23 protein-coding genes are annotated in these 20104 nt (G+C 72.8%); 12 read left to right on the plus strand and 11 right to left on the minus strand.

Annotated features, from left to right (window positions below; all coding sequences use genetic code 11):
* Positions 1 to 26: 26 nt before the first annotated feature.
* From ACNJ93_RS10960 to ACNJ93_RS10975, 4 genes are read left to right on the plus strand one after another with little or no spacing between them, the layout of a single operon-like run.
* Positions 27 to 281, plus strand: coding sequence for an acyl carrier protein (locus ACNJ93_RS10960; RefSeq protein ID WP_418957195.1), 255 nt, complete (start codon positions 27 to 29; stop codon positions 279 to 281).
* Position 282: 1 nt separating this feature from the next.
* Entirely contained in the window at positions 283 to 735 is a 453-nt protein-coding gene (locus ACNJ93_RS10965; RefSeq protein WP_418957196.1) for an SRPBCC family protein, read from the plus strand.
* Positions 732 to 1067, plus strand: coding sequence for an antibiotic biosynthesis monooxygenase family protein (locus tag ACNJ93_RS10970; RefSeq protein WP_418957197.1), 336 nt, complete (start codon positions 732 to 734; stop codon positions 1065 to 1067). Before ACNJ93_RS10965 ends, ACNJ93_RS10970 begins: the two co-directional genes overlap by 4 nt.
* A complete protein-coding gene (locus ACNJ93_RS10975) occupies positions 1064 to 1498 on the plus strand; it encodes an SCP2 sterol-binding domain-containing protein (RefSeq protein WP_418957198.1) in 435 nt (144 codons plus the stop codon). The genes ACNJ93_RS10970 and ACNJ93_RS10975 overlap by 4 nt, the downstream gene beginning before the upstream one ends.
* Positions 1499 to 1571: 73 nt before the next feature.
* Here the strand turns inward: ACNJ93_RS10975 and ACNJ93_RS10980 are convergent, their stop codons facing one another.
* A complete protein-coding gene (locus tag ACNJ93_RS10980; protein WP_418957199.1) occupies positions 1572 to 2312 on the minus strand; it encodes a SchA/CurD-like domain-containing protein in 741 nt (246 codons plus the stop codon).
* A gap of 36 nt (positions 2313 to 2348) precedes the next feature.
* A complete protein-coding gene (locus ACNJ93_RS10985) occupies positions 2349 to 2795 on the minus strand; it encodes an anthrone oxygenase family protein (RefSeq protein ID WP_418957200.1) in 447 nt (148 codons plus the stop codon).
* 225 nt (positions 2796 to 3020) lie between these two features.
* Here ACNJ93_RS10985 and ACNJ93_RS10990 point away from each other — a divergent pair, with 225 nt between their 5' ends.
* From ACNJ93_RS10990 to ACNJ93_RS11010, 5 genes are read left to right on the plus strand one after another with little or no spacing between them, the layout of a single operon-like run.
* Positions 3021 to 3476, plus strand: coding sequence for an anthrone oxygenase family protein (locus ACNJ93_RS10990; protein WP_418957201.1), 456 nt, complete (start codon positions 3021 to 3023; stop codon positions 3474 to 3476).
* A 30-nt stretch (positions 3477 to 3506) separates the two neighbouring features.
* Positions 3507 to 4559, plus strand: a complete 1053-nt coding sequence (locus tag ACNJ93_RS10995; protein WP_418961366.1) for a methyltransferase — start codon at positions 3507 to 3509, stop codon at positions 4557 to 4559.
* A 45-nt stretch (positions 4560 to 4604) separates the two neighbouring features.
* Positions 4605 to 5354, plus strand: coding sequence for an SDR family NAD(P)-dependent oxidoreductase (locus tag ACNJ93_RS11000; protein ID WP_418957202.1), 750 nt, complete (start codon positions 4605 to 4607; stop codon positions 5352 to 5354).
* 1 nt (position 5355) lies between these two features.
* On the plus strand, positions 5356 to 5673 hold the full coding sequence (locus ACNJ93_RS11005; RefSeq protein WP_418957203.1) for an antibiotic biosynthesis monooxygenase family protein: 318 nt from the start codon (positions 5356 to 5358) through the stop codon (positions 5671 to 5673).
* Entirely contained in the window at positions 5670 to 5981 is a 312-nt protein-coding gene (locus ACNJ93_RS11010; RefSeq protein WP_418957204.1) for an antibiotic biosynthesis monooxygenase family protein, read from the plus strand. Before ACNJ93_RS11005 ends, ACNJ93_RS11010 begins: the two co-directional genes overlap by 4 nt.
* Before the next feature lie 130 nt (positions 5982 to 6111).
* Here ACNJ93_RS11010 and ACNJ93_RS11015 read toward each other — a convergent pair whose 3' ends face one another.
* The 3 genes from ACNJ93_RS11015 to ACNJ93_RS11025 form a co-directional block, all read right to left on the minus strand.
* Positions 6112 to 7125, minus strand: coding sequence for a beta-ketoacyl-ACP synthase 3 (locus tag ACNJ93_RS11015; protein WP_418957205.1), 1014 nt, complete (start codon positions 7123 to 7125; stop codon positions 6112 to 6114).
* A gap of 108 nt (positions 7126 to 7233) precedes the next feature.
* On the minus strand, positions 7234 to 8250 hold the full coding sequence (locus ACNJ93_RS11020; protein ID WP_418957206.1) for a hypothetical protein: 1017 nt from the start codon (positions 8248 to 8250) through the stop codon (positions 7234 to 7236).
* Positions 8251 to 8410: 160 nt separating this feature from the next.
* Positions 8411 to 8917, minus strand: a complete 507-nt coding sequence (locus ACNJ93_RS11025) for a MarR family winged helix-turn-helix transcriptional regulator (RefSeq protein WP_418961367.1) — start codon at positions 8915 to 8917, stop codon at positions 8411 to 8413.
* Positions 8918 to 9065: 148 nt separating this feature from the next.
* On the opposite strand from ACNJ93_RS11025, the gene ACNJ93_RS11030 reads away from it, so the two are divergent.
* Positions 9066 to 9497: a DUF6069 family protein gene (locus tag ACNJ93_RS11030; RefSeq protein ID WP_418957207.1), complete on the plus strand. Its 432-nt coding sequence runs from the start codon at positions 9066 to 9068 to the stop codon at positions 9495 to 9497.
* 58 nt (positions 9498 to 9555) lie between these two features.
* Here the strand turns inward: ACNJ93_RS11030 and ACNJ93_RS11035 are convergent, their stop codons facing one another.
* From ACNJ93_RS11035 to ACNJ93_RS11055, 5 genes are read right to left on the minus strand one after another with little or no spacing between them, the layout of a single operon-like run.
* On the minus strand, positions 9556 to 10809 hold the full coding sequence (locus ACNJ93_RS11035; protein WP_418957208.1) for an ATP-grasp domain-containing protein: 1254 nt from the start codon (positions 10807 to 10809) through the stop codon (positions 9556 to 9558).
* Complete coding sequence (locus ACNJ93_RS11040) at positions 10799 to 11746, minus strand: EamA family transporter (protein ID WP_418957209.1); 948 nt, start codon at positions 11744 to 11746, stop codon at positions 10799 to 10801. Before ACNJ93_RS11040 ends, ACNJ93_RS11035 begins: the two co-directional genes overlap by 11 nt.
* A gap of 18 nt (positions 11747 to 11764) precedes the next feature.
* Positions 11765 to 12481 (minus strand): YggS family pyridoxal phosphate-dependent enzyme, encoded by a 717-nt coding sequence (locus ACNJ93_RS11045; RefSeq protein WP_418957210.1) that lies wholly within the window; start codon positions 12479 to 12481, stop codon positions 11765 to 11767.
* On the minus strand, positions 12478 to 13455 hold the full coding sequence (locus ACNJ93_RS11050; RefSeq protein ID WP_418957211.1) for a PLP-dependent cysteine synthase family protein: 978 nt from the start codon (positions 13453 to 13455) through the stop codon (positions 12478 to 12480). Before ACNJ93_RS11050 ends, ACNJ93_RS11045 begins: the two co-directional genes overlap by 4 nt.
* Positions 13456 to 13497: 42 nt before the next feature.
* Positions 13498 to 14001 carry a phosphoribosyltransferase family protein gene (locus ACNJ93_RS11055; protein WP_418957212.1) on the minus strand — a complete coding sequence of 168 codons (504 nt, stop codon included), beginning with the start codon at positions 13999 to 14001 and terminating at the stop codon, positions 13498 to 13500.
* A 305-nt stretch (positions 14002 to 14306) separates the two neighbouring features.
* On the opposite strand from ACNJ93_RS11055, the gene asnB reads away from it, so the two are divergent.
* Positions 14307 to 16190, plus strand: a complete 1884-nt coding sequence (asnB, locus tag ACNJ93_RS11060; protein WP_418957213.1) for an asparagine synthase (glutamine-hydrolyzing) — start codon at positions 14307 to 14309, stop codon at positions 16188 to 16190.
* A 65-nt stretch (positions 16191 to 16255) separates the two neighbouring features.
* Here asnB and ACNJ93_RS11065 read toward each other — a convergent pair whose 3' ends face one another.
* Positions 16256 to 18004 carry a BTAD domain-containing putative transcriptional regulator gene (locus ACNJ93_RS11065; RefSeq protein ID WP_418957214.1) on the minus strand — a complete coding sequence of 583 codons (1749 nt, stop codon included), beginning with the start codon at positions 18002 to 18004 and terminating at the stop codon, positions 16256 to 16258.
* Positions 18005 to 18281: 277 nt separating this feature from the next.
* On the opposite strand from ACNJ93_RS11065, the gene ACNJ93_RS11070 reads away from it, so the two are divergent.
* Positions 18282 to 19928: an MDR family MFS transporter gene (locus ACNJ93_RS11070; protein ID WP_418957215.1), complete on the plus strand. Its 1647-nt coding sequence runs from the start codon at positions 18282 to 18284 to the stop codon at positions 19926 to 19928.
* The last annotated feature ends 176 nt before the right edge of the window (positions 19929 to 20104 follow it).

The raw sequence follows: 20104 nt of genomic DNA on the forward strand, positions 1-20104 counted from the left end.
CCCCACCCCGTCCCCAGGAGGAACAGATGAGCAGCACCACCATGACCTTCGGCGACCTCAAGGAGATCATGAGCCGGTGCACCGGTGAGACCGAGGAGCTGACCGAGGAGCACCTCGCGGCCGACTTCACCGACATCGGCTACGACTCCCTCGCGGTCCTGGAGATAGCCAGCCAGATCCAGCGCGAGTACGGCCTGCAGATCCCCGACGAGGCCATCGAGGAGATGAACTCGCCGCAGGACGTCATCGACTACGTCAACACCAGCCTCGCGGCGGCCTGACATGGCCGCCACCGACAACAGCATCGTCATCGACGCGCCGATGGACCTGGTGTGGGACATGACGAACGACGTCGAGTCCTGGCCGGAGCTGTTCTCCGAGTACGCGGCGGCCGAGATCCTGGAGCGCGAGGGCGCCACCCTGCGCTTCCGGCTGACCCTGCACCCGGACGAGAACGGCCAGGTGTGGAGCTGGGTCTCCGAGCGCACCCCGGACCCGGCGACGCGCACGGTGCGCGCCCGGCGGATCGAGACGGGCCCGTTCGAGTTCATGGACCTGTACTGGACGTACGTGCAGACCGACGCCGGCGTGGAGATGCGCTGGCGGCAGGAGTTCAAGGTCCGCGAGGGCCTGCCGTTCGGCGACCCGGAGATGGCCGAGCGGCTGAACACCAACACCCGGCGGGAGATGGCCCGCATCAAGGGCCTGGTGGAGCAGGCGGCGGTGCGGTCGTGACCGCGGCCGCGCCGGGCCTGCGGGTCCTGCTCCGGATCCGGATCCTGCCCGGTCACGAGGCGGAGTTCGAGGAGCTGTGGCTCTCCCACTCCCGTACGGTGCGCACCTTCTCCGACAACCACGGCCAGCAGCTGCTGCGGCTGAGCGGGGAGCCGGGCGACTACACCGTGCTGACCGACTGGACCGACGAGCCCGCGTTCCGCGCGTTCGAGCGGAGCCCGGAGCAGCAGGCGTATCTGCGGCGGCTGTGGCCGATGCGGGCGGGCGGCGAGATGCAGCTGCTCGAACCGCTCCACGAATGTTCCCGAGAGCTCCAGGAGGAGAACCGATGAGTGTGCGGCAGGAACAGGTGGCGGAGCTCATCGAGCTCGTCGAGTCGGTGCCGGCCAAGCAGCTGGAGGCGGCCGTCGCCGAGCGGGAGGGCGGTCTCGACGCGGCCCTGACGCTGGTCTTCGAGCTGCTCGTCTCGGAGTTCAACCCGAAGAAGGCCGAGGGCCAGAAGGGCGTCTTCCAGTTCGACATCGCCTCCTCGGAGGGGCAGAAGCTCCACTACGTGCACGTCGAGGCCGGCGAGTGCCGGACCGACAAGGGGCAGCACGACAGCCCGGACATCACCATCGGCATCAAGTTCCCGGACATGCTGGCGATGGGCGTGGGCAAGCTGCCGGGCGCGAAGGCGTTCCTGACGGGCAAGCTGAAGCTGCGCGGCAGCCCGCTCATGGGCACCAAGCTCGGCGAGTGGTTCGACCACCCCGAGGTCTGAGAGCAGGACACGAGAACCGCCGCCGGGCTTCGGGCCGGCGGCGGTTCCGTGCGTGCGGGGGTGCGGTACGCGGTCAGTCGACGCCCAGGACGGACATGTGGGCGATGGACAGCATGGCCTGCTCGTGCACGAGGGCCAGGTACGCGTCCGGGTGGTCCGGCCGCTTGGCGTCCTCCAGGTACGGCTCCAGCCAGGCGTCGGCGTCCTGGCCGAAGCAGCGGTCGGTGAGGTAGCCGACGACGTCGTACGGGTGCCCGTCGTACTGGACGACCCGGACGAGGGTGTCCTCGTGCACGAACAGCGCCGTGCGGACGATCGTCGGGTGGTCCTCGGAGAGCAGCAGCGAGGCCCTGCGGTTGACCGTGCCCCGCTCGCGGGCGAGCGCGGCGCCCGCGCCGGGTCGGAGCCGGTGGCGCAGGGCGACGGTGCCGGCGGCGGGCCGCTCGTCGGGGCTGTGCTGTTCGAGCGCGGTCATCAGGCTGCGGTGGAAGTGCTGCCGGAAGCCCTCGGGGGTCTCGGTGTCGCGGGGTTCGACGAGGAACGGCAGGATCGCCCGCTCGGCCTCGTGCACCCCGTGCTGCACGGACATGTGCCGGGCGACCCGGGCCGCGCTGACGCCGTCGTGGTGGATCACCCGGATCACCGTGTCGTCCTGCACGAACAGGCCGGTGCCGAGCAGCATGCCGACGGTGGCGCCCGCGTCGTCCTTGATGACGGGCGAGTCGACCCGGGTGAAGTGGTGCGGTGAGAACACCTCCATCAGGTCGTCCTCGCATCCGGGTCGGACGCGGTAGGTGATGGCGTCGAGTGGCATGGCGGTTCCTCCTTCTGAGGAGCGGGTGCGGGGTGGTCAAGGGGTGGCGAGCACCGCGACGGTGACGGCCACGAGGGCCAGCGCGGCGAGGACCGTGCGCAGCCGGTGCCAGGCGCGCCACAGCGGTCGCGGGTCGGTCCAGGGCCCGTTCGCGGAGAGCGCGCTCAGGGAGCGGTTGATCGGCACGTTGCCCAGGTGCGACACGGCCTGCACCCCGATCAGCAGGACGGCGGCCACGGGGAACAGCACGTGGCCCGGGGCCGGCGCGAGCCAGCCGAGCGCGATCGAGCTGACGGTCACGACGTTGACCAGGATCGGCATCAGCGGGTGGTAGCCCCGGCCCAGCAGGGCGTGGGCGCGCAGGTACTCGGCGCGCCCCATGGCCGACATCGCGGGACCCACGCTGACCAGGACGGCCACGAAGATGCCCGTGACGGTCCCCGTCCCGATCAGCACGACCCCGCTCAGTACTTCCTCAAGCATCACGACTCCGGTCCACGGTCGGTTCCACGGTTGATGTCCCGGCCACCCTGCTGCCACCTGCTCGATTCGCTGTGGAGGGGTGCTCGACGGCGGGCGTTCCCGGCCCGCGCCGGCGCGATCGAGCCGTCTTCGAGTCCGTTTCGACCTGCGGATCCGAGAGTCGTCGCAGTGGTTCCGCCGCGCGGCGCGGCGGCCGCTTCGGAAGGGTGATGCGTGGTGGACCCGATGCGGATACTGATGCCCGCGGCGCTGCTGGCCGGGGGTCTCGCGGCCGGCGGTCTCGCGATCTCGGTGCTCGCGGCGCCCCTGTTCAGCACGCTGCCGACCGGGATGTACGTCCCGGTGCACAAGGGGCTGGTCACCCGCTTCGACCCGTTCATGCCGATCTCGCTGCTGAGCTGTCTGCTGTGCGACCTCGCCCTGACGGCGACCGCCCCGCTGACCGCGGTGCGGGTGCTGGCGGCGCTCGGCGCGCTGCTGCTCGCCGCGGCGATGACGGTGTCGCTGACCAAGAACGTGCCGATCAACCGCTGGCTGGCGACGCTCGACCCGCAGGCGCTGCCCGCGGACTTCGACCGGCTCGACCCGCGCGAGCGCTGGATCCGCTGGAACCGGGTGCGGGGCGCGCTGGCCGTTGCGGCGCTGCTGGCCAACGTCGGCGCGACCGCCGTACTCATCTGAACCCCGGACCTAGGAGTAGGTGTGGACACCATGACCGGTGTGGTCGGCCCGGCGATGACCGCCGCGCTGCCGCCCCACGTACGGCTGCTGCTGCTGACGGACGGCAAACGGATCTCCCGCGTGCTGCACGTGGTCGCCGAGCTGGGCGTCGCCGACGAGCTGGCCGACGGCCCGCTGACGGTCGCCGAGCTCGCGGAGCGGACCGACGCGCACGCGGACTCGCTGGGCCGGGTGCTGCGGGTGGCCGCCGCGTTCGGGGTGTTCACCGAGGAGGCCGACGGCCGCTACGCGCTCAACGAGGTGGGCGCCTGCCTGCGGTCCGGGGTGCCGGGCGGCCAGCGGGACATGGTGCTCTACAACGGCGACGAGATGCTGTGGCGCTCGTACGGCCGGCTGATGCACACGGTCAGGACCGGCGAGCCGGCCTTCGAGGCGGCGTACGGGCACACCTTCTTCGAGCACCTGGAGCGGGACCCGCGGGCGGGCGCGCTGTTCGACCGGGCGATGACCGGGATGAGCCACGCCACGGCGCGGATGCTGCTCGACGGCTACGACTTCGGGCAGTACGGGCGGATCGCCGACATCGGCGGCGGCCGGGGCCTGTTCCTGGCCGAGCTCCTCGCCCGGCACCCCGGGGTGCGGGGCACGCTCGTGGACCGCCCGTCGGTGGTGGCGGAGGCGGACAAGACCTTCGGCGAGGCGGGCGTCGCGGACCGGGTGGACGTGGTCCCGGGCGACTTCTTCGCCGAGCTGCCGAAGGGCGCCGACGCGTACGTGCTCAAGGCCGTGCTGCACGACTGGGACGACGAGAAGGCCGCCGCGATCCTCGGCCGGGTCCGCGAGGCCCTCGCCGGCAGCCCCGAAGGCCGCCTGCTGATCTGCGAGTTCCTCGTCGGCCCGGCCAACGAGTGGGACCGGGGCAAGCTCCTCGACCTGGACATGCTGGTCCGCTTCGGCGGCCGTGAGCGCTCCGAGCGGCAGTGGCGCGCGCTGCTCGCCGCCGCGGGCTTCGAGCTCGTGAACGAACCGGCCGCCGGCCGCTGGGCGGTCCTGGAGTGCCGCCCCGTGCCGGCGACCGCCTGAACACCCGCTGATCACCGAACCGAACCCGTACGGAGGAAGCAGGACATGGAACTTCGACTGGTGGGCAAGAACGCGCTGGTCACCGGCGGCAGCCGGGGCATCGGCCGGGCGACCGTGCTGGCCCTGGCGAAGGCCGGCGCCACGGTGGTGACCTGCTACCGGCAGGAGGGCGAGGCCGTGGAGAGCCTGGCCCGCGAGCTGAAGGAGATCGGCGGCGACCACGCGCTGGTCCGCGCCGACGTGGGCACCGCGGAGGGCGTGGAGACGGTGCTCCAGGCGTGCCGCGACCGCTTCGAGACGCTGGACGTGCTGGTCAACAACGCGGGCGTGATCAGCCAGATCCCGTTCGCGCAGCTGCCGTTCGAGGAGTGGGAGCGGGTCGTCACCACCAACCTCACCGGCCCGTTCATGGTGATCAGCAAGGCGCTGCCGCTGCTGCGCGAGGGCTCCTCGGTCGTCAACATCGGCTCCCGCGGCGCGATGGCGGGCATCCCGCTGCGCGGCCACTACACCGCCTCGAAGGCCGGCCTGGTGGGCCTGACCCGCTCGCTGTGCAAGGAGCTCGGTGGCAAGGGCATCCGCTTCAACGTGGTCGCCCCGGGCGTCATCGACACCTCGGAGCCGGACGAGCTGACCGACGAGCAGCGGGCCGCGTACAACGAGCGCTATCTGCGGATGATGGCGCTGGGCCGCTTCGGCCGCCCGGAGGAGATCGCCGGCGCGGTGCTGTTCCTGGCCAGCGACCTGTCCACGTACGTCAACGGCGAGACGCTGCACGTGGACGGGGGTGTCTGAGATGACGGCCACCACAGGCTCGTTCCGCGTCCTGCTCACCGTCCAGGTCGTCCCCGGCAAGGAGGCGGACTTCGAGCGGGTGTGGACGGAGGGCAGCAAGGAGGTCACGGCGCAGCCGGCGAACCTCGGCCACTCCCTGGCCCGCAGCGCCAGGCCCGGCGAGGAGCAGGTCTACTACGTGGTCAGCGACTGGACGGACCAGGAGGCGTTCCTGGCCTTCGAGCGCAGCCCGGAGCACGTCGCCCACCGCGAGAAGCTGCACCCGTACCGCACCGGCGGCTCGCTGGCGATGATGCGTCTGGTGGAGGCGGCCGGATGAGCGGCGCCGCGGGCCGGGTCCGGATCATGCTGCACCTGCGCCCGGAGCCGGGCGCCGAGGCCGCGGTCGAGGAGGCGTACCACCGCATCAGCAAGGACCTGGCGGGCACCCCGGGCCTCCTCGGCAACGAGCTGCTGCGCGCCCTGACCGACGAGGGCGCGTACGCGGTGCTGAGCGAGTGGGAGAGCATGGCGGCCTTCCGCACCTGGGAGTCCGGCGCCGCCCACCGCGGCACGACGTCCCCCCTCCGCCCCCACCAGGATCCCCGGCACCCCTTCACCCTCTTCGAGGTCCAGGCGTCGTACTGAACCGCGGACGGCACGAAGCGCCGTGGTGAGCCTTCCGGCTCGCCGCGGCGCTTCGTCGTGCGTGCAGGGGGGCGGAATGACGGCGGGCGCCCGGGCCTCGGTGGCTCCGGGCGCCCGTCGGGTGCGGGGGTCAGGGGAGGCGGACGACCTGGCCGGCGTAGACGAGACCGGCGCCGAAGCCGATGAGGAGGGCGAGGTCGCCGCTGCCGGCCTTGCCGGAGGCGAGGAGTTCGTCGATGGCCAGGGGGATGGAGGCGGCGGAGCTGTTGCCGCTGGTGACGATGTCGCGGGCGACGGCGGTGCGTGCGGTGAGGCCGAGCTGCTCGACGAGGACGTCGGTGATGAGCATGTTGGCCTGGTGCGGGACGAAGGCGTCGAGCTGGTCGGCGGTGACGCCGGCCGCGTCCAGCATCCGCCGGGCGGCGGGGACGAGTTCGTTGGTGGCCCAGCGGTAGACCTTCCAGCCGGCCATGGTGATCGCGGGCCGGTCCTCGGGCCGCTCGCCCGTTCCGTCGTGCCAGGGGGCGGTCATCTTCAGGGCCGCGTTGCGCGAGCCGTCGGCCTGCCAGACGACGGGGCCGATGCCGGCCTCCCGCGCGGGGCCGACGACGACGGCGCCCGCGCCGTCGGCGAAGAGGAAGGCGGTGTCGCGGTCGGCGTGGTCGAGGATGTCGGTCATCCGCTCGGCGCCGATGACGAGCACGTAGTCCGAACGACCCAGCCGCACCAGGTCGTTGGCGAGGGCGAGGGCGTGGCAGAAGCCCGCGCAGGCGGCCGAGACGTCGAAGGCGGCGGCTTGGCGGGCGCCGAGGCGGTGGGCGACCTCGACGGACACGGCGGGCATCTGCTCCATGGAGGTGATCGTCGCGACGATGACGGTGCCGACCTGGTCGGCGCCGATCCCGGCGGCGGCGAGGGCCTTCTCTGCGGCCGTGGTCGCCATCGTCGGCAGGGTCTCCTCCGGGGAGGCGTAGCGCCGGGAGCGGATGCCGGAGCGGCTCTCGATCCAGGCCGGGTCGAGTCCGGTGCGCTCGGCGATCTCCGTGTTGGGCACGGACCGCTCGGGGCGGTACACGCCGAGGCCGAGGAGGCGGCTGTGCCGCAGGTCCTGGGTGTCCCGGATGGCGGGGGTGGTCGTGGTCATGGTTGCCGGTGGTCCTTTCGGGGCGCTCGGGTGGCGTGGGAGCCGGGCGGTGCGTGGGGGCGGTGCGGTACGTGCACGTGGGTGCGTACGTGGCGCTGTGCGGTCCGGTCAGCGGGGCGCGGTGCGGGCGGCCGGGGCGGCGCGGCGGCCGCGGCGGGTGAGTCCCCAGGGCTTGTACGTGGAGACGGCCGTCATGAACACGAGCGTGAGCACGGCGAAGCCGGCGGACGCAGCCATGGACCAGCCGACGGTGTCGAGCGCGCCGCCGCGCACCGGCGCGCCGGCGTCGACGAGTTCGTTGGCCTCCAGGATCAGCTGGTGGATGACCGAGAAGCCGAGCAGCATCACGCCCATGGTCGTGAAGAACTTGACCGCGACCCAACGGCGCTGCAGCAGCCCCCACTTGGTGCCGGCGCCGACGACGATCCCGGTGATCAGCGCGAACATGCTGGTCATCCCGAGGAAGATCTCGTCGAGCATGGACATCGTGCGGTACATCGCGGCCTGGTGCTCGGCGCTGCTGGTGGTGGCGCCGGCGACCGACATCGCGAACATGCCGGTGATCAGTCCGAGCCAGCCGACGGAGATGGCCACATGGCAGGTGAGCACCAGTTTGCGCAGCCGCTGCGAGACCATCCGCCCGCGGTCGCGGACCTCGGCCATCCAGGCGTTCACGGACGGCACGTACAGCAGGACCAGGCCGACGACGGAGGCGACGAAGCTGAGCACGGCGAGCCCGGCCTGCAGCGGGCCGACGAAGAGCCGGCCGCCGATCCCGGCGAGGCCGAGGCCGGTGAACAGCAGCCCGAGCGCGGTGAAGACGGTGAGCAGCACCCGCCCCCACTGGCGGCCGGCCCGCAGCATCTCGGCGAAGAAGCCGAACAGCGCGCAGAAGGCGATGGTCAGCACCAGGTCGCCGGTGGTGGCGGCGCCGGCGACGCCGGTCTCGACCTGGTGGGCGATCTCGAAGACGTTGCTGGCGATCGCGGCGAGGGTGGCCACGATCACCATGGCGTAGGCCCAGCCGACGGCGGCCGGGGGGCGGACGGGGCCGGGAGCCGTGTCGCGGGGGCGGGCGGGGCGGGCCGCCGGCCGCCGAGCCGTCCGATCGTCGGTGGTACTCACCGTTTCGCGCCTCCTTCAGGACAGGCGCGTGCACCCGCGGCTGCGGGCTCTGATGCGCCGTCGGTAGCGGGGTTCTGGCGCGATCAGCGTCTCCGGGGCGGCTCGAAGCCGCCTCGAAGGCCGGTGGACGTCGGTCGGCGGCCGGTGGGGGCCGCCTGCGTCAGCGGCGGCCGGCGTCGTCCAGGGAGTGGACGAACTTGGTGAGCAGCCGGGCGAAGTCCCGGCGCTCCTCGGGATCCCAGTCGCCGAGCACCAGGGAGTAGAAGCCCTGCCGGGTGCGGTGGGCCGCGCTGACGGCCTCCCGGCCGAGGTCGGTGAGCTCCAGGCAGCTGCGCCGTCCGTCCTCCTGGGAGGCGACGCGGCGGACGAAGCCGGAGCGGACCGCCTCGGCGACGATCCGGCTGGCGCGCGAGGGGTCTATGGCGAGCCGGTCGGCGACGAAGCCGACGGTGACGTCCCGGCCGCCCTCGCCCGCGCCCTCGTCGACGGCGTCGACGACGGCCAGCGTGTTGAGGTCGACCGGTTCGTCGAGGCCCATGACGACGGGACGGGCGAGGCTGCGGCGGGATTGTCTGCGGCGGATCCGGATCATCGCGGACTCGACGGCGTCGAGGACGGCGGGGTCGACGTCGTCCGCCCGCTGGTCGGGACGGGTCTCGTTCTGGATCGTGTCCGGGGCGCTCACGACTTCCAGGTTACCTGCATGTGACTGGACGAGACATTCTTTGACGTGAGAACATCATGTGCGGAAGTCACACATATAAATCGAGCACTCATGTGAAGCTCGTGTGAAGCAGAGGCCCGAGGAGGCCGAGATGACCGCGACACCGACACCGACCGGCACGCCCCCCACCCGCATCCGCGCCCTCGCGGTCGTCGCCGCCGTGGTGGTCGACGGCCTGATCTGGCTGCTGGCGAGCTCCGTGCTCGACATCGACCTGCGCATCCCGGACGGCCCGGGCGCCACCACCACCAGCGCCCTCTATCTGCCCGCCGTGCTCATCGGCGCGGCGGTGATCGCCCTGCTCGGCTGGGGGCTGCTGGCCCTGCTGGAGAAGTTCGCCGCCGGGCGCGCGCGGACGCTCTGGACCGCGATCGCCCTGGCGGTCCTGCTGCTCTCCCTGTTCGCCCCGCTCTTCGGCGCGGGCCTGACGGCGGGGAACCGGGCCACGCTCGTCCTGCTGCATCTGACGGTCGGCGCGATCCTCGTGCCCGCCTTCCGCAAGGGCGGCCCGGCCGCGGCCTGAGCCTCCGCCCGCGCGCGAGGGGTGGCCGCCGGTACGCCGGCGGCCACCCCTCTGCCGGTCACGCGACCTCGTACAGCCCGTCCGTCTCCAGGGCCCGCAGCGCCGCGTAGTCCCGCGCGATCTGCTCGGCGTCGTCGTGGACGAGGTAGCAGACGCCGGGGGACGTCGCCGAGTCGACGGTCGGGGCGAGCTGGTCGCCGACGTCCACGCCGAGGCTGAGCGCCGCGAACGACTCCAGCGCGCGCACCCGGTCGAACCGGGCCAGCGAGGTCAGCCGGCCCGCGACGGGCGAGATCAGCGACACGTACCGCAGGTTGGTGCGGAGCGCGGGCGTGCGGTCGGCCTCGGCGGCGAAGCCCTCGGGGTCGCTCAGGGCCCGCGCCGTCAGCTCGACGTGGTTCGTGCCGAAGACCCGGTCGACGACCTCCGGCAGGATCGAGCCGGCGAGCCGCGCCCCGCTCTCGATGAGCGTCGGGCCGTGGTCGGTCAGCATGATCTCGGAGTGCGCGGGGCCGTGGCGCACCCCGAGCGCGTCGAGCACGGAGAGCAGGTACGGGCGGATCGCGCGGGCCGCCGGATCGTCCGGCGCCAGCGGCTCCTCGTAGTCGTAGATCGCCGAGCCGTTCCGGCCGGGGCGCTTGTGGTACCGCCAGATCTCGGCGATGTGGTGCCGGCCGTCGACGCTCACGGAGTTGGCGAAGTACTCGGTGCCCGCGAGGAACTCCTGCAGGACCACGGTCCGGTTGGCGACGCCCATCAGGTTGCTGGAGCGCAGGATGCGGTCGAAGGCCGTGCACAGCTCCACGGTGTCGGCGCAGAAGTGGACGTTGTCCGTGCCCGCGCTGTCGGCGGGCTTGACGACCAGCGGCCAGCGGTCGTACGCCTTCGCCCAGGACAGGGCCGTGTCGAAGTGCTCGGTGCGCAGCGTGTCGGGGGCCCGCAGCCCGTGGGCGCGCACGACCGCCGCCATCTGGTACTTGTCGCGGCGCGGCCGCCGGGCGTCGTAGGCGTTGCCCGGCAGGCCGAGCCGGGCCGTGAGCGCGTCCGCGAGGTCGACGCCGGTCTCCGCCCCCGCGACGACGAACGCCGGTTTCCTGGCGCGCAGTTCCTCGACGAGCGCGTCGAGGTCCGCGCCGTCCCGGCCGGTCTCGTCGTACACGAGCCGTTCGGCGGCGGGGAAGGCCGCCTCCGGGAAGCTCTTGCGGAAGAAGTCCGGCACCCGGGGCGAGCTCTGCACATGGGTGCAGCTCACGCCGCGGCGGGCCAGGGCGTCCGGCAGGTACCTCCCCGTCGAATACGCGTCAATGATCACGCACTGCATGGACGACGTCCTCATTCTCTGCCGTGGGTGGCGGCGCCGACCGCTGCGCGGAGCGCCGCGCGAGCAGGCCGACGCCGATGAACAGGGTGATGACCGCGATCCCGGCGGCCGACACCGCGGAGAACTCCAGCCGGCTGTCGAAGAACTGCAGGAGCAGGGTCAGCACCGGCGCCAGGGAGATCACCATGGACGCCGTCATGGGGGGCACCCGCCGCACCCCGATCTGGACGAGATAGGCGGGGACGGACACCCCGATCACGGCGACGACGACGCCGGGGACGACGGCCTCGCCCAGCGCGCCCGCGCCGGCGAAGCCCGCCATGACCCAGCCGCCGACCGCCACCAGGCCGAACCGCAGGCCCATGACGGTCGGCACGTCGACGCCGGCCGCGCCGAGGCGGGCGGAGAACACCACGTTCCCCGAGGTCGCGGCGCCCGAGACCACCGCCGCGACGATGCCCAGCGACATGGCCGTCAGCTCGCGCGAGCCCACCCCGCTCTCGCCCGTCAGCGAGGCCCATACCAGCAGCACGAGGGTGACGAGGATGCCGAGGGCGGAGAGGAACTCCCCGGGCAGCACCTTGTCCTTGCGCCACCACAGCATCTGCATGACCACGGTGAACGCGGGTCCGATGGCGATGGAGACCACGTTGGCGACCGCGGGCTCCATCAGCTTCAGCGCGTACAGCAGGCTGAGCCAGGACAGGGCCGTGGTCACGTTGACCACGAACAGGTCCCGGGCGTGCGTGCGCACCACCGCGAGGAGCGGTTTCCACCGCATCCGTACGACGGCGGCGGTGCAGAACACCACGCCCGTGAGGGTGAACGCGACGGCGGCCACCGCGCCCGGATCGACGTGCTGGAGCCGGGCGCCCGCGAAGACGTCCACGAGTGCCGACAGCAGACTGAAGGCGAAGAGCGGTACCACGCGTCCCCTTCCGGGATTTCAGCTTCCGGAGCCGGGCGGCTCCGGCGGGACCCGGTCCGGCGGGCCCGCCGGGGGCCGGGGCCCGAAGATCGCGGAGCCGACCCGGACGAGGGTGGAGCCCTCGGCCACGGCCGTCTCGAAGTCGGCGCTCATGCCCATGCTCAGCTCCGGCAGTCCCGTGTCGGCGGCGAGCGTGCGCAGGAGCCGGAAGTGCGGCGCCGGGTCGGCCGAGACCGGCGGGATGCACATGAGCCCGGCGAGCGGCAGTTCCAGCGACTCGCGGCACTCCTTGACGAAGGCCGCCACCTCGTCGACGGCGATCCCGCCCTTCTGGCCCTCGGCGCCGGTGTTGACCTGGACGAAGCACCGCGGCCTGCGGCCCTCGCGGTCCATGGCGCGGGCGAGGGCGGCCGCCACCTTGGGCCGGTCGACGCTCTGCACGACGTCGAAGAGGCGCACCGCGTCGGCGGCCTTGTTGGTCTGCAGCGTGCCGATCAGGTGGAGTTCCGCCTCCGGGAACCGCTCGCGCAGCTCCGGCCACTTGGCCTGCGCCTCCTGCACGCGGCTCTCGGCGAAGCGGAGGTGACCGCCGAGGAGCGCGGGCAGCACGGCGTCGGCGCCGTGGAACTTGCTGACGGCGACGACGGCGGCGGCGTCCTCGGGACGCCCGGCCCGCGCGCAGGCCGCGCGGAGCCGTGCCGCGACCCCGGCCAGTCGTGCGCCCGCGTCCGTCATGCGCCGTTCCCCGTGCCGGCGGAGCCGGTCTCGTAGTCGCGGTACGTGCCGTCCCAGATGCTGAAGTACTTCCAGGCCGAGTCGAACAGCACGGTCACCACGACCTTGTCGGGCCCGAGGCGCCGCGCGAGCCGCTGGGCGGCGAAGACGTTGCCGCCGGCGGTCGGGCCGACGAAGAGGTCCTCCTCGGAGATCAGCCGCTTCATGGTGGCCCAGCCGTCGTCGCCGGTGATGAGCTCGACCTCGTCGACGAGTTCCTCGCGCAGGTTCGCGGGCATCTTGCCGGGGCCGAGGCCCATGAGATTGTGCGCCTGGTGCTCGAATTTCAGGCCCTTGCGCTTGGCGTAGAGGGCGGCGGACCGGTCGACCTCCACCGCCGTGGTCACCACGTCCGGGAATGCGGACTTGAGGACGTCGGCGATTCCGGTGAAGGTGCCGCCGGTGCCGATGGAACAGATGAAATGGTCGGGGCGTATTCCGCGCTCCCGCAGCGAGGCCACGATCTCCTCGCCGCACAGCCGCCAGGAACGCCAGTTCAGCTCGTTCGTGGACTGGTCGAGGAAGTAACTCCCGGGATTCTCCTCGACATAGCGGCGCGCGGTGTCCTCGCTCTCCAGGAGGAATCCCTCGCCGGTGGTCTCCAGGATGGTGCCGCCGAGGCTCTCGATCTGCTTCTTGCGCTCCTCCGTCATGCCGGTGGGCATGATGATGACGACCTTGTAGCCGCGCTCGGCGCCGACCCGGGACAGCGCGGCGCCGCCGTTGCCGGTGGAGCACTCGACGAGCGTCATCCCCGGCCGTACGGCGCCCCGCGCCTCCAACTCGTCGATCATGTAGGAGAAGACACGGTCCTTGTGGCTGCCGGTCGGGTTCTTGAACTCGCACTTGGCGAGGATCCGGGCCGCTCCGGGCTCCGCGATCCGGGTGAGTTCGTACAGTTCGGTGGGCTTCAGGCCGCCGCTCGCGCTCGACACGTCCGAGGTCTCCTTAGGGATGGCTGATGGGGAGCGGGGCGGTCAGGCCACCACGTACGCCTTGTGGGTCTCGCCGTCGACGGCGATCCGGATCACGGTCCGGACGTCGATGCCGAACCGCTCGGCGACCTTCTCGACCCCGCGGTTCTCCGGCTTCTCGACGGCCACCAGCACCTCCGAGACGGTGGCGCCCGCGGCCTGGACCGCCTCGATGAGCGCGATCAGCGTCCCCCCGGTGCTGATCGTGTCGTCGACGATGGTCACCCGGTCGCCCGGCTCGATCCCGTTGACGTAGAGGTTGCCCGCGAAGTATTCGCTGTCGATCGGCACCGAGATGGAGCCGTCGCCGAGGTCGTACGTGTACCAGCGGGCCACCGCCAGCGGGAGGTCCACCGAAAGGGCGACGACGCCGCCGAGAATGGCGCCCTTGTCCTCCTCCACGAGGATCTTGTCGGAGTCGAACTTCCCCAGTGCCACGAGCCGTTCCGCGGCCTCGCGCAGCACCGTGGGGCGCAGCGCGGGCGACTGGTCGGTGAACTCGTTCACGGTCGTCCTGTGCCGCCCCGACTGAATCGTCGGCGCCCCGTCATAAACCTGTTCGAGCAGCACCTGCGTCCCCCCTGCGCTTCCTGTGATGCATAGGTATGTCAGTGCCTGAGAATGTGGTCATTTCCATTCTTTGCCGGGGTCTTCGGGGGGTCAACGAAACACCCCGCGAAATGTCAGGTCCGCCGGAGCACGAGTCCCCCGGCCCGCGCCGTACGGCGGTCCAGCGCCCCTCCACACGGCTTCGAGTGCGCCCCGGGATCTTTGCGGGGCAGGGCAAGCGACAGCCACGGAAGGAGCACCGCATGTGCGGCATCGCAGGCTGGGTCCGCCGCGAGGGCGGCCCGGACACGGAGGACCCCGGGCTCGCGGCGGGCATGGCCGGGACCATGGCCTGCCGCGGCCCGGACGGCCGGGGCGTCTGGGCGGACCCGCACGCCACGCTGATCCACACCCGCCTCGCCGTCATCGACGTGGCCGGCGGCGTCCAGCCGATGGCCGCCGCCCCCGCCGGGGCGCCCGAGGACGCGGAGCCCGCCGCGGTGCTCACGTACAACGGCGAGGTCTACAACTTCCCCCGGCTGCGGGCCGAACTGGCGGGCCTCGGCCACCGGTTCCGCACACGCAGCGACACCGAGGTCGTGCTGCACGCCTATCTGGAGTGGGGCGAGCGGTGCGTGGAGCGCCTGGAGGGCATGTTCGCGCTTGCTGTCTGGGACCCGCGCCGCCGCAGCCTGTTCCTCGCCCGCGACCGCTTCGGCATCAAGCCCCTGTACTACGCGCCGACCGCGCACGGCCTGGTCTTCGGCTCCGAGCCGAAGACGCTGCTGGCCCACCCCGGGGTCCGGCCGGCGGTGGACCTCGACGGGCTGCGGGTGCTGTTCTCGATGGCCCGCGCGCCGGGCGAGAGCGTGTACCGGGACCTCCGCGACCTGCCGCCCGGCCACACCCTGACGTACGGCCCGGACGGCCGCCTGGCGCTGCGCCGGTACTTCCGGCTGGAGGCCCGGCCGCACGAGGACTCCCTCGACGACACGATCAGCACCGTGCGCGAGCTGCTGGAGAGCAGCGTCGCCCGCGAGCTGGTCTCCGACGTGCCGCTGAGCGTGCTGCTCTCCGGCGGCCTGGACTCCAGCGCCGTCGCCGCGCTGGCCGCCCGCGCCCGCCGGGCCTCCGGCGGCGAGCCGATCCGCACGACGACCGTCACCTACAGCGGCTACAGCGACGACTTCCGGCCCGACCTGGTGCGCAGCGCCCCCGACGCCCCCTACGCGCGGGCGGTCGCCGAGCACATCGGCGCGGACCACCTGGAGATCGAGCTGACCACCGCGGACCTGATCGACCCGGCGGCGCGCCGCGGCGTGCTGCGCGCGCAGGACGTGCCCGCGCCCTTCGGCGACATGGACACCTCCACGTACCGGGCCTTCGCCGGGGTGAGCCGGCACTCCAAGGTGGCGCTGACCGGCGAGAGCGCCGACGAGATCTTCGGCGGCTACAGCTGGGTGCACATCCCGGACCTCGCGGACGAGGCGCAGTTCCCCTGGGTGGCGTTCGAGCAGTGGCACCCGGGCACCCGCGACGGCCTGGGCCAGGGCCTGCTCTCCCCCGCGTTCGCCGCCCGGCTCGACATGCCCGCGTACTACGCGGAGCGCTACTCCCAGGCCATGGCGGACATCCCGCGGCTGCCGGGCGAGTCCCCGGAGGCCCGGCGCGCCCGGGAGGTCTGCCATCTGCACCTGACGCACTGGCTGCCCCGGCTCCTGGAGCGCAACGACCGGCTGAGCATGATCTCGGGCCTGGAGGTCCGGGTGCCGTTCTGCGACCACCGCCTGGTGCAGTACGCGTACGACATCCCGTGGGAGCTGAAGACCTTCGACGGCCGGGAGAAGAGCCTGCTGCGGGCGGCCGTGGCGGACCTGCTGCCCGAGCAGGTCCTGGAGCGGCCGAAGGCGCCGTTCCCGGTGAGCCAGGACGCCACGTACACCAAGGCGCTGCACGCCGAGTTCGCCGAGGTGCTCGCCGATCCGTCCTCCCCGGTGCTGCCGCTGCTGGACCTGGACAGGGCGCGGGCGGTCACCGGACCGGAGGGCGAGGCGCACGCCCAGGACTGGCTGCACCGGATGAACATCGAGATGGCGCTGCAGGTGAACACCTGGCTCCGGGAGCACGGGGACGACGTGGACCTGTGACGGGCCGGTACGCGCGGTGGGGGCGCCCCGGACGGGACGCCCCCACCGTGTGCCACGGGTACGGCTCAGGCCGGCGCGCCGACCGGGACGGTGCGCAGGGCCATGCGCAGCAGCGGCGGCATCCGGTACTGGAAGAACCGCTCCGAGGAGCCGTCGCGGACCAGGTCCACCTCCAGGAGGAAGAACTCGACGAGTTCTTCGAGGAGTTCCTCGGCGGCGTCCGGGCTCCGGCCCAGGATCCGGGCCGCCTGCTCGACGGTGAGCACGTCGTCGGCCTCGCCGGCGAGCTTGGCGAGGGCGTCGCCGGTCCGCGGGTCGAGGCCGCCGCAGCGGCGGCGGACGTGGTGGAAGGGGTGCGGGCGCTGGTGGGTGAGGGCGGTCGGCCGGTCGCGGCTCATCCAGTCGACGAGCCGGCCCACCGACCAGTGGGGTCTCAGCTCCAGCAGGCCCACGGCCTCGGCCATCGGGCCGGGCAGCCCGCCGAACAGGTCCAGCATGGTTCGCGAGCAGCCCTCGCCGAGCAGCCGGTCGCGGCCGAGCGCCCCGAGGAACAGCTCCAGGGACTGCTCCGGCCCGAGCGGCGGCAGGTCGACGGGCGTGCCGAACTGTCCGCCGTACAGCCGCCGGTAGCCGGCGACGAGCACCGCCGAGCCGGTGTCCTCGGGCAGCAGGTCGGCGACCTGGTGGGCCGCCGCCACGTGGTCGGCGACGAGCAGCACCCGGCGGCCCGCGGTCCAGGCCCGCAGCAGCCCGGCCCGCTCGGCCCGGCCGTCGGGCAGCGCGGAGCGGGCGTGCCCGACGGCCTCCAGCAGGTCGCCGAGGACGTCCTCGACCGGGCGCGGGGCGGCCGGGTCGCCGAAGGAGACGTACAGCCGTCCGTCGGGGAAGGCGTCCTGGAGCCGGTGGGCGAGGGCGACGGTGAAGGCGGTCGTGCCCACGCCGGGCGCCCCGGCCACGCAGACGCACCGGGGCCCCTGGAGGGCGGGTTCGCGCAGCATCCGTCCGACGCGGGCGAGTTCGGCCTCGCGGCCGATCAGCGGGACGTCGGCGGGGAGCTTGACCGGGGGTCGGCCCTCCGGCGGGGTGTGCACGACCGCCCGGCCTGCGGGCAGGTCGAGCCCCCGGTCCCCGGAGAGCACCTGCTGGTGCAGCCACTGCAGCTCCGAGCAGGGCTCCAGGCCCAGTTCGCGGATGAGCACCCGGCGGATCCGCTGGAAGACCTCCAGGGCGTCCGGCCGCCGGCCGGCCCGGTAGAGGGAGAGCATGAGCTTGGCGTGCAGCCCCTCCCGGGTGGGGTTGTCCGCCGCGAGCGCGGTCAGCTCGCTGATCAGCCGGTGGTGCCGGCCGAGCAGGAGGTCCGCGTCGATGCGCTCCTCCAGGACCTCGTACCGCTGCTCCGCGAGCCGCAGGGCGTCGATGCCGACGATGGGCCCGGGCGTCAGGTCACTGAGAGCGGGCCCCCGCCAGACGGCGAGGGCCCGGTGGAGCAGGTCGGCGGCCTCGGTGACCGCGCCCTCCTCCATGGCCTTGCGCCCGAGGTCGGCGAGTTCGGTGAAGCGCATGCTGTCCAGCGAGCCCTGGGGCACCGACAGGCGGTAGCCGCCGGGGGTCGTCTCCAGGCGCAGTCCGGGCAGCTTGCGCAGTTGGTAGATGTACGTCTGGAGCGTGGTGGCGGCGCTGGACGGTGGTCGTTCCTCCCAGAGCTCCTCCACCAGCTGGTGCAGGGGAACGGTGCTGTTGGCGCGCAGCGCCAGCAGGGCGAGGACCTGTCGGACCTTTGGAGCGGAGGGCGTGACATTCACGCCGTCGTGCACGACTTGCAGGGTTCCCAGTAACCCGATCTGCAGCACTGCCCCTCCCGTGGTTTGCATCTCCTACGGCCTTGATGCACTTCGTGAGCGTGAGGTGGATCACTTGACTTCCGCTTGAGCTGCACTCGACAACCTTCGAGCGCGCGCCGCTGACCAGGAAGCCTCCGAAAACCTCCCGATGGAGCCCGGTTTCGAGGTTACGCTACACAGGGCATTCATATGAGGAAAGCATGTAATTGATGAAGAAACCTACATGCGCCCGACCTTTGGAGGTACGACGATGACCGGAACCGGCCCGGGCCGTCCCCAGGGGCGGGCCCCCGCCGACCCACCCGACCGCCCCCTGCCGCCACGGTTCCCCCTGCTCCTCGCCGCGCTGCTGCTGACCAGCGCGATGTCGATGCTCGACCAGTCGATCGTCGCCACCGCGGGCCCCCGGCTGACCGCGGAACTCGGCGCCCTCGATCTGTACGGCTGGACGTTCACCGCGTACATGCTCACGTTCAGCGTGGCCATGCCGATCTACGGCAAACTCGGCGATCTCTTCGGCCGCCGGACCGTCTACCTGTCCGCGGTCGCCCTCTTCCTGCTGGGCTCGGCGGCCTGCGGCGCCGCCGACTCCATGGGCGAGCTGGTCGCCTTCCGCGCGCTGCAGGGGCTGGGCGGCGGCGGGCTCCAGGTGAGCGCGTTCGCCGTGCTCGGCGATCTGATGCCGCCGCGCCGGCGGGCGAAGTACCAGGGCTTCTTCGCCGGCGTCATGGTGCTGGCCAACCTGGCCGGGCCGCTGGCCGGCGGGGTGCTCACCGACCAGCTGGGCTGGCGCTGGATCTTCTACGTGAACCTCCCGCTCGGCCTGCTCGCCCTCGTCGGCATCCGGCTGCTGCTGCCCGCCGGCCCCCGTCCGGCGGCCCGGCCGCGCCTCGACCTGGCGGGCACCGCGCTGCTCACCCTGCTCATCGCCGCGCTGGTGCTCGGGGCAGACCTCGCGGGCCGCGAGGGCTGGAGTGAACCGGCGGTCCTCGGCCTGGGCGCCGCGGCCGTGCTGCTCGCGGTGCTGTGGGTGCGGCGCGAGCGGACCGCGGCCGAACCGGTCGTCCCCCTGGGCCTGTTCGGCGACCGGACCTTCACGGTCTGCGTGACGGTGGCCTTCGCGGTCAGCTTCGCCTTCTTCGGCTGCGTCAACTTCGTGCCGCTGTTCCTGCAGACGGTGACCGGGGCGAGCGCCTCGCAGACGGGCCTGCTGTTCCTGCCGGCGATGATCGGCATGGCCCTCGCGACGGTGGTCGCGGGGCAGGTCATCGCGAAGACCGGGCGCTACAAGTGGTTCCCGGTGGCCAGTACGGCGCTGGCCGCGGCGGCCGCCGCGCTCTTGGCGCGCGACCCCGCCCACACGGGCCCGGTGACGGTGGCGCTGCTCCTCGCGGTCATGGGCGTGGGCGTGGGCCTGTCCTCGCAGGTGACGACGCTGGTCGCGCAGAGCACCGCGCCCCGCGCGCACATGGGCGTCAGCACCTCCACGGTGGGCCTGGCCCGCAACCTCGGCACCGCGTTCGGGGCGACGGTCTTCGGCTCGATCCTCAACGCCCGCCTGGCCACCGAGGCCGCCCGCCTGCTCCCGGCCGACACGGCGCGGACGGTCGTCGCGGGAGACTGGGACCCGTCGAAGGCCGGCTCCTTCCCCGCCGGGACGGCCGACCGCGTCGCCCAGGCGTACGGCGACGCCCTCGGGACGGTGTTCCTCTCGGCGGTGCCGGTCCTGGCCGTCGGCCTGATCCTGGCCCTGACGATGAAGGACGCCCGCCTGGAGGCCCGCGGCCCGGGCGGCCCCGGAGGGCCGGGCGGACGGGGCGGACCGGACCGGCCGGACGGACCCGGCGGGCCGGGCGGCCCGGGCGGGGCGGACGCGAAGTCGGAGGCGGGGGCGTAGGGTCCGGGCGTTCGAGCCGTCGTCGAGCGGGAGTTGGGACGCTGCGGGCATGCGCGGTGACGAGGTCGGCAGACGGGGCGGCGGGATACTGGCGGTGCTCGGGCGACGGCTGGGGCGGGTCCTGAACCCGCCGTCCGCCGCGCCCCCGGACCCTGCGGCGCCGGTACGGCAGCCGC

The organism is Streptomyces tritici (genome assembly GCF_048500665.1).
GTDB lineage: Bacteria > Actinomycetota > Actinomycetes > Streptomycetales > Streptomycetaceae > Streptomyces > Streptomyces tritici.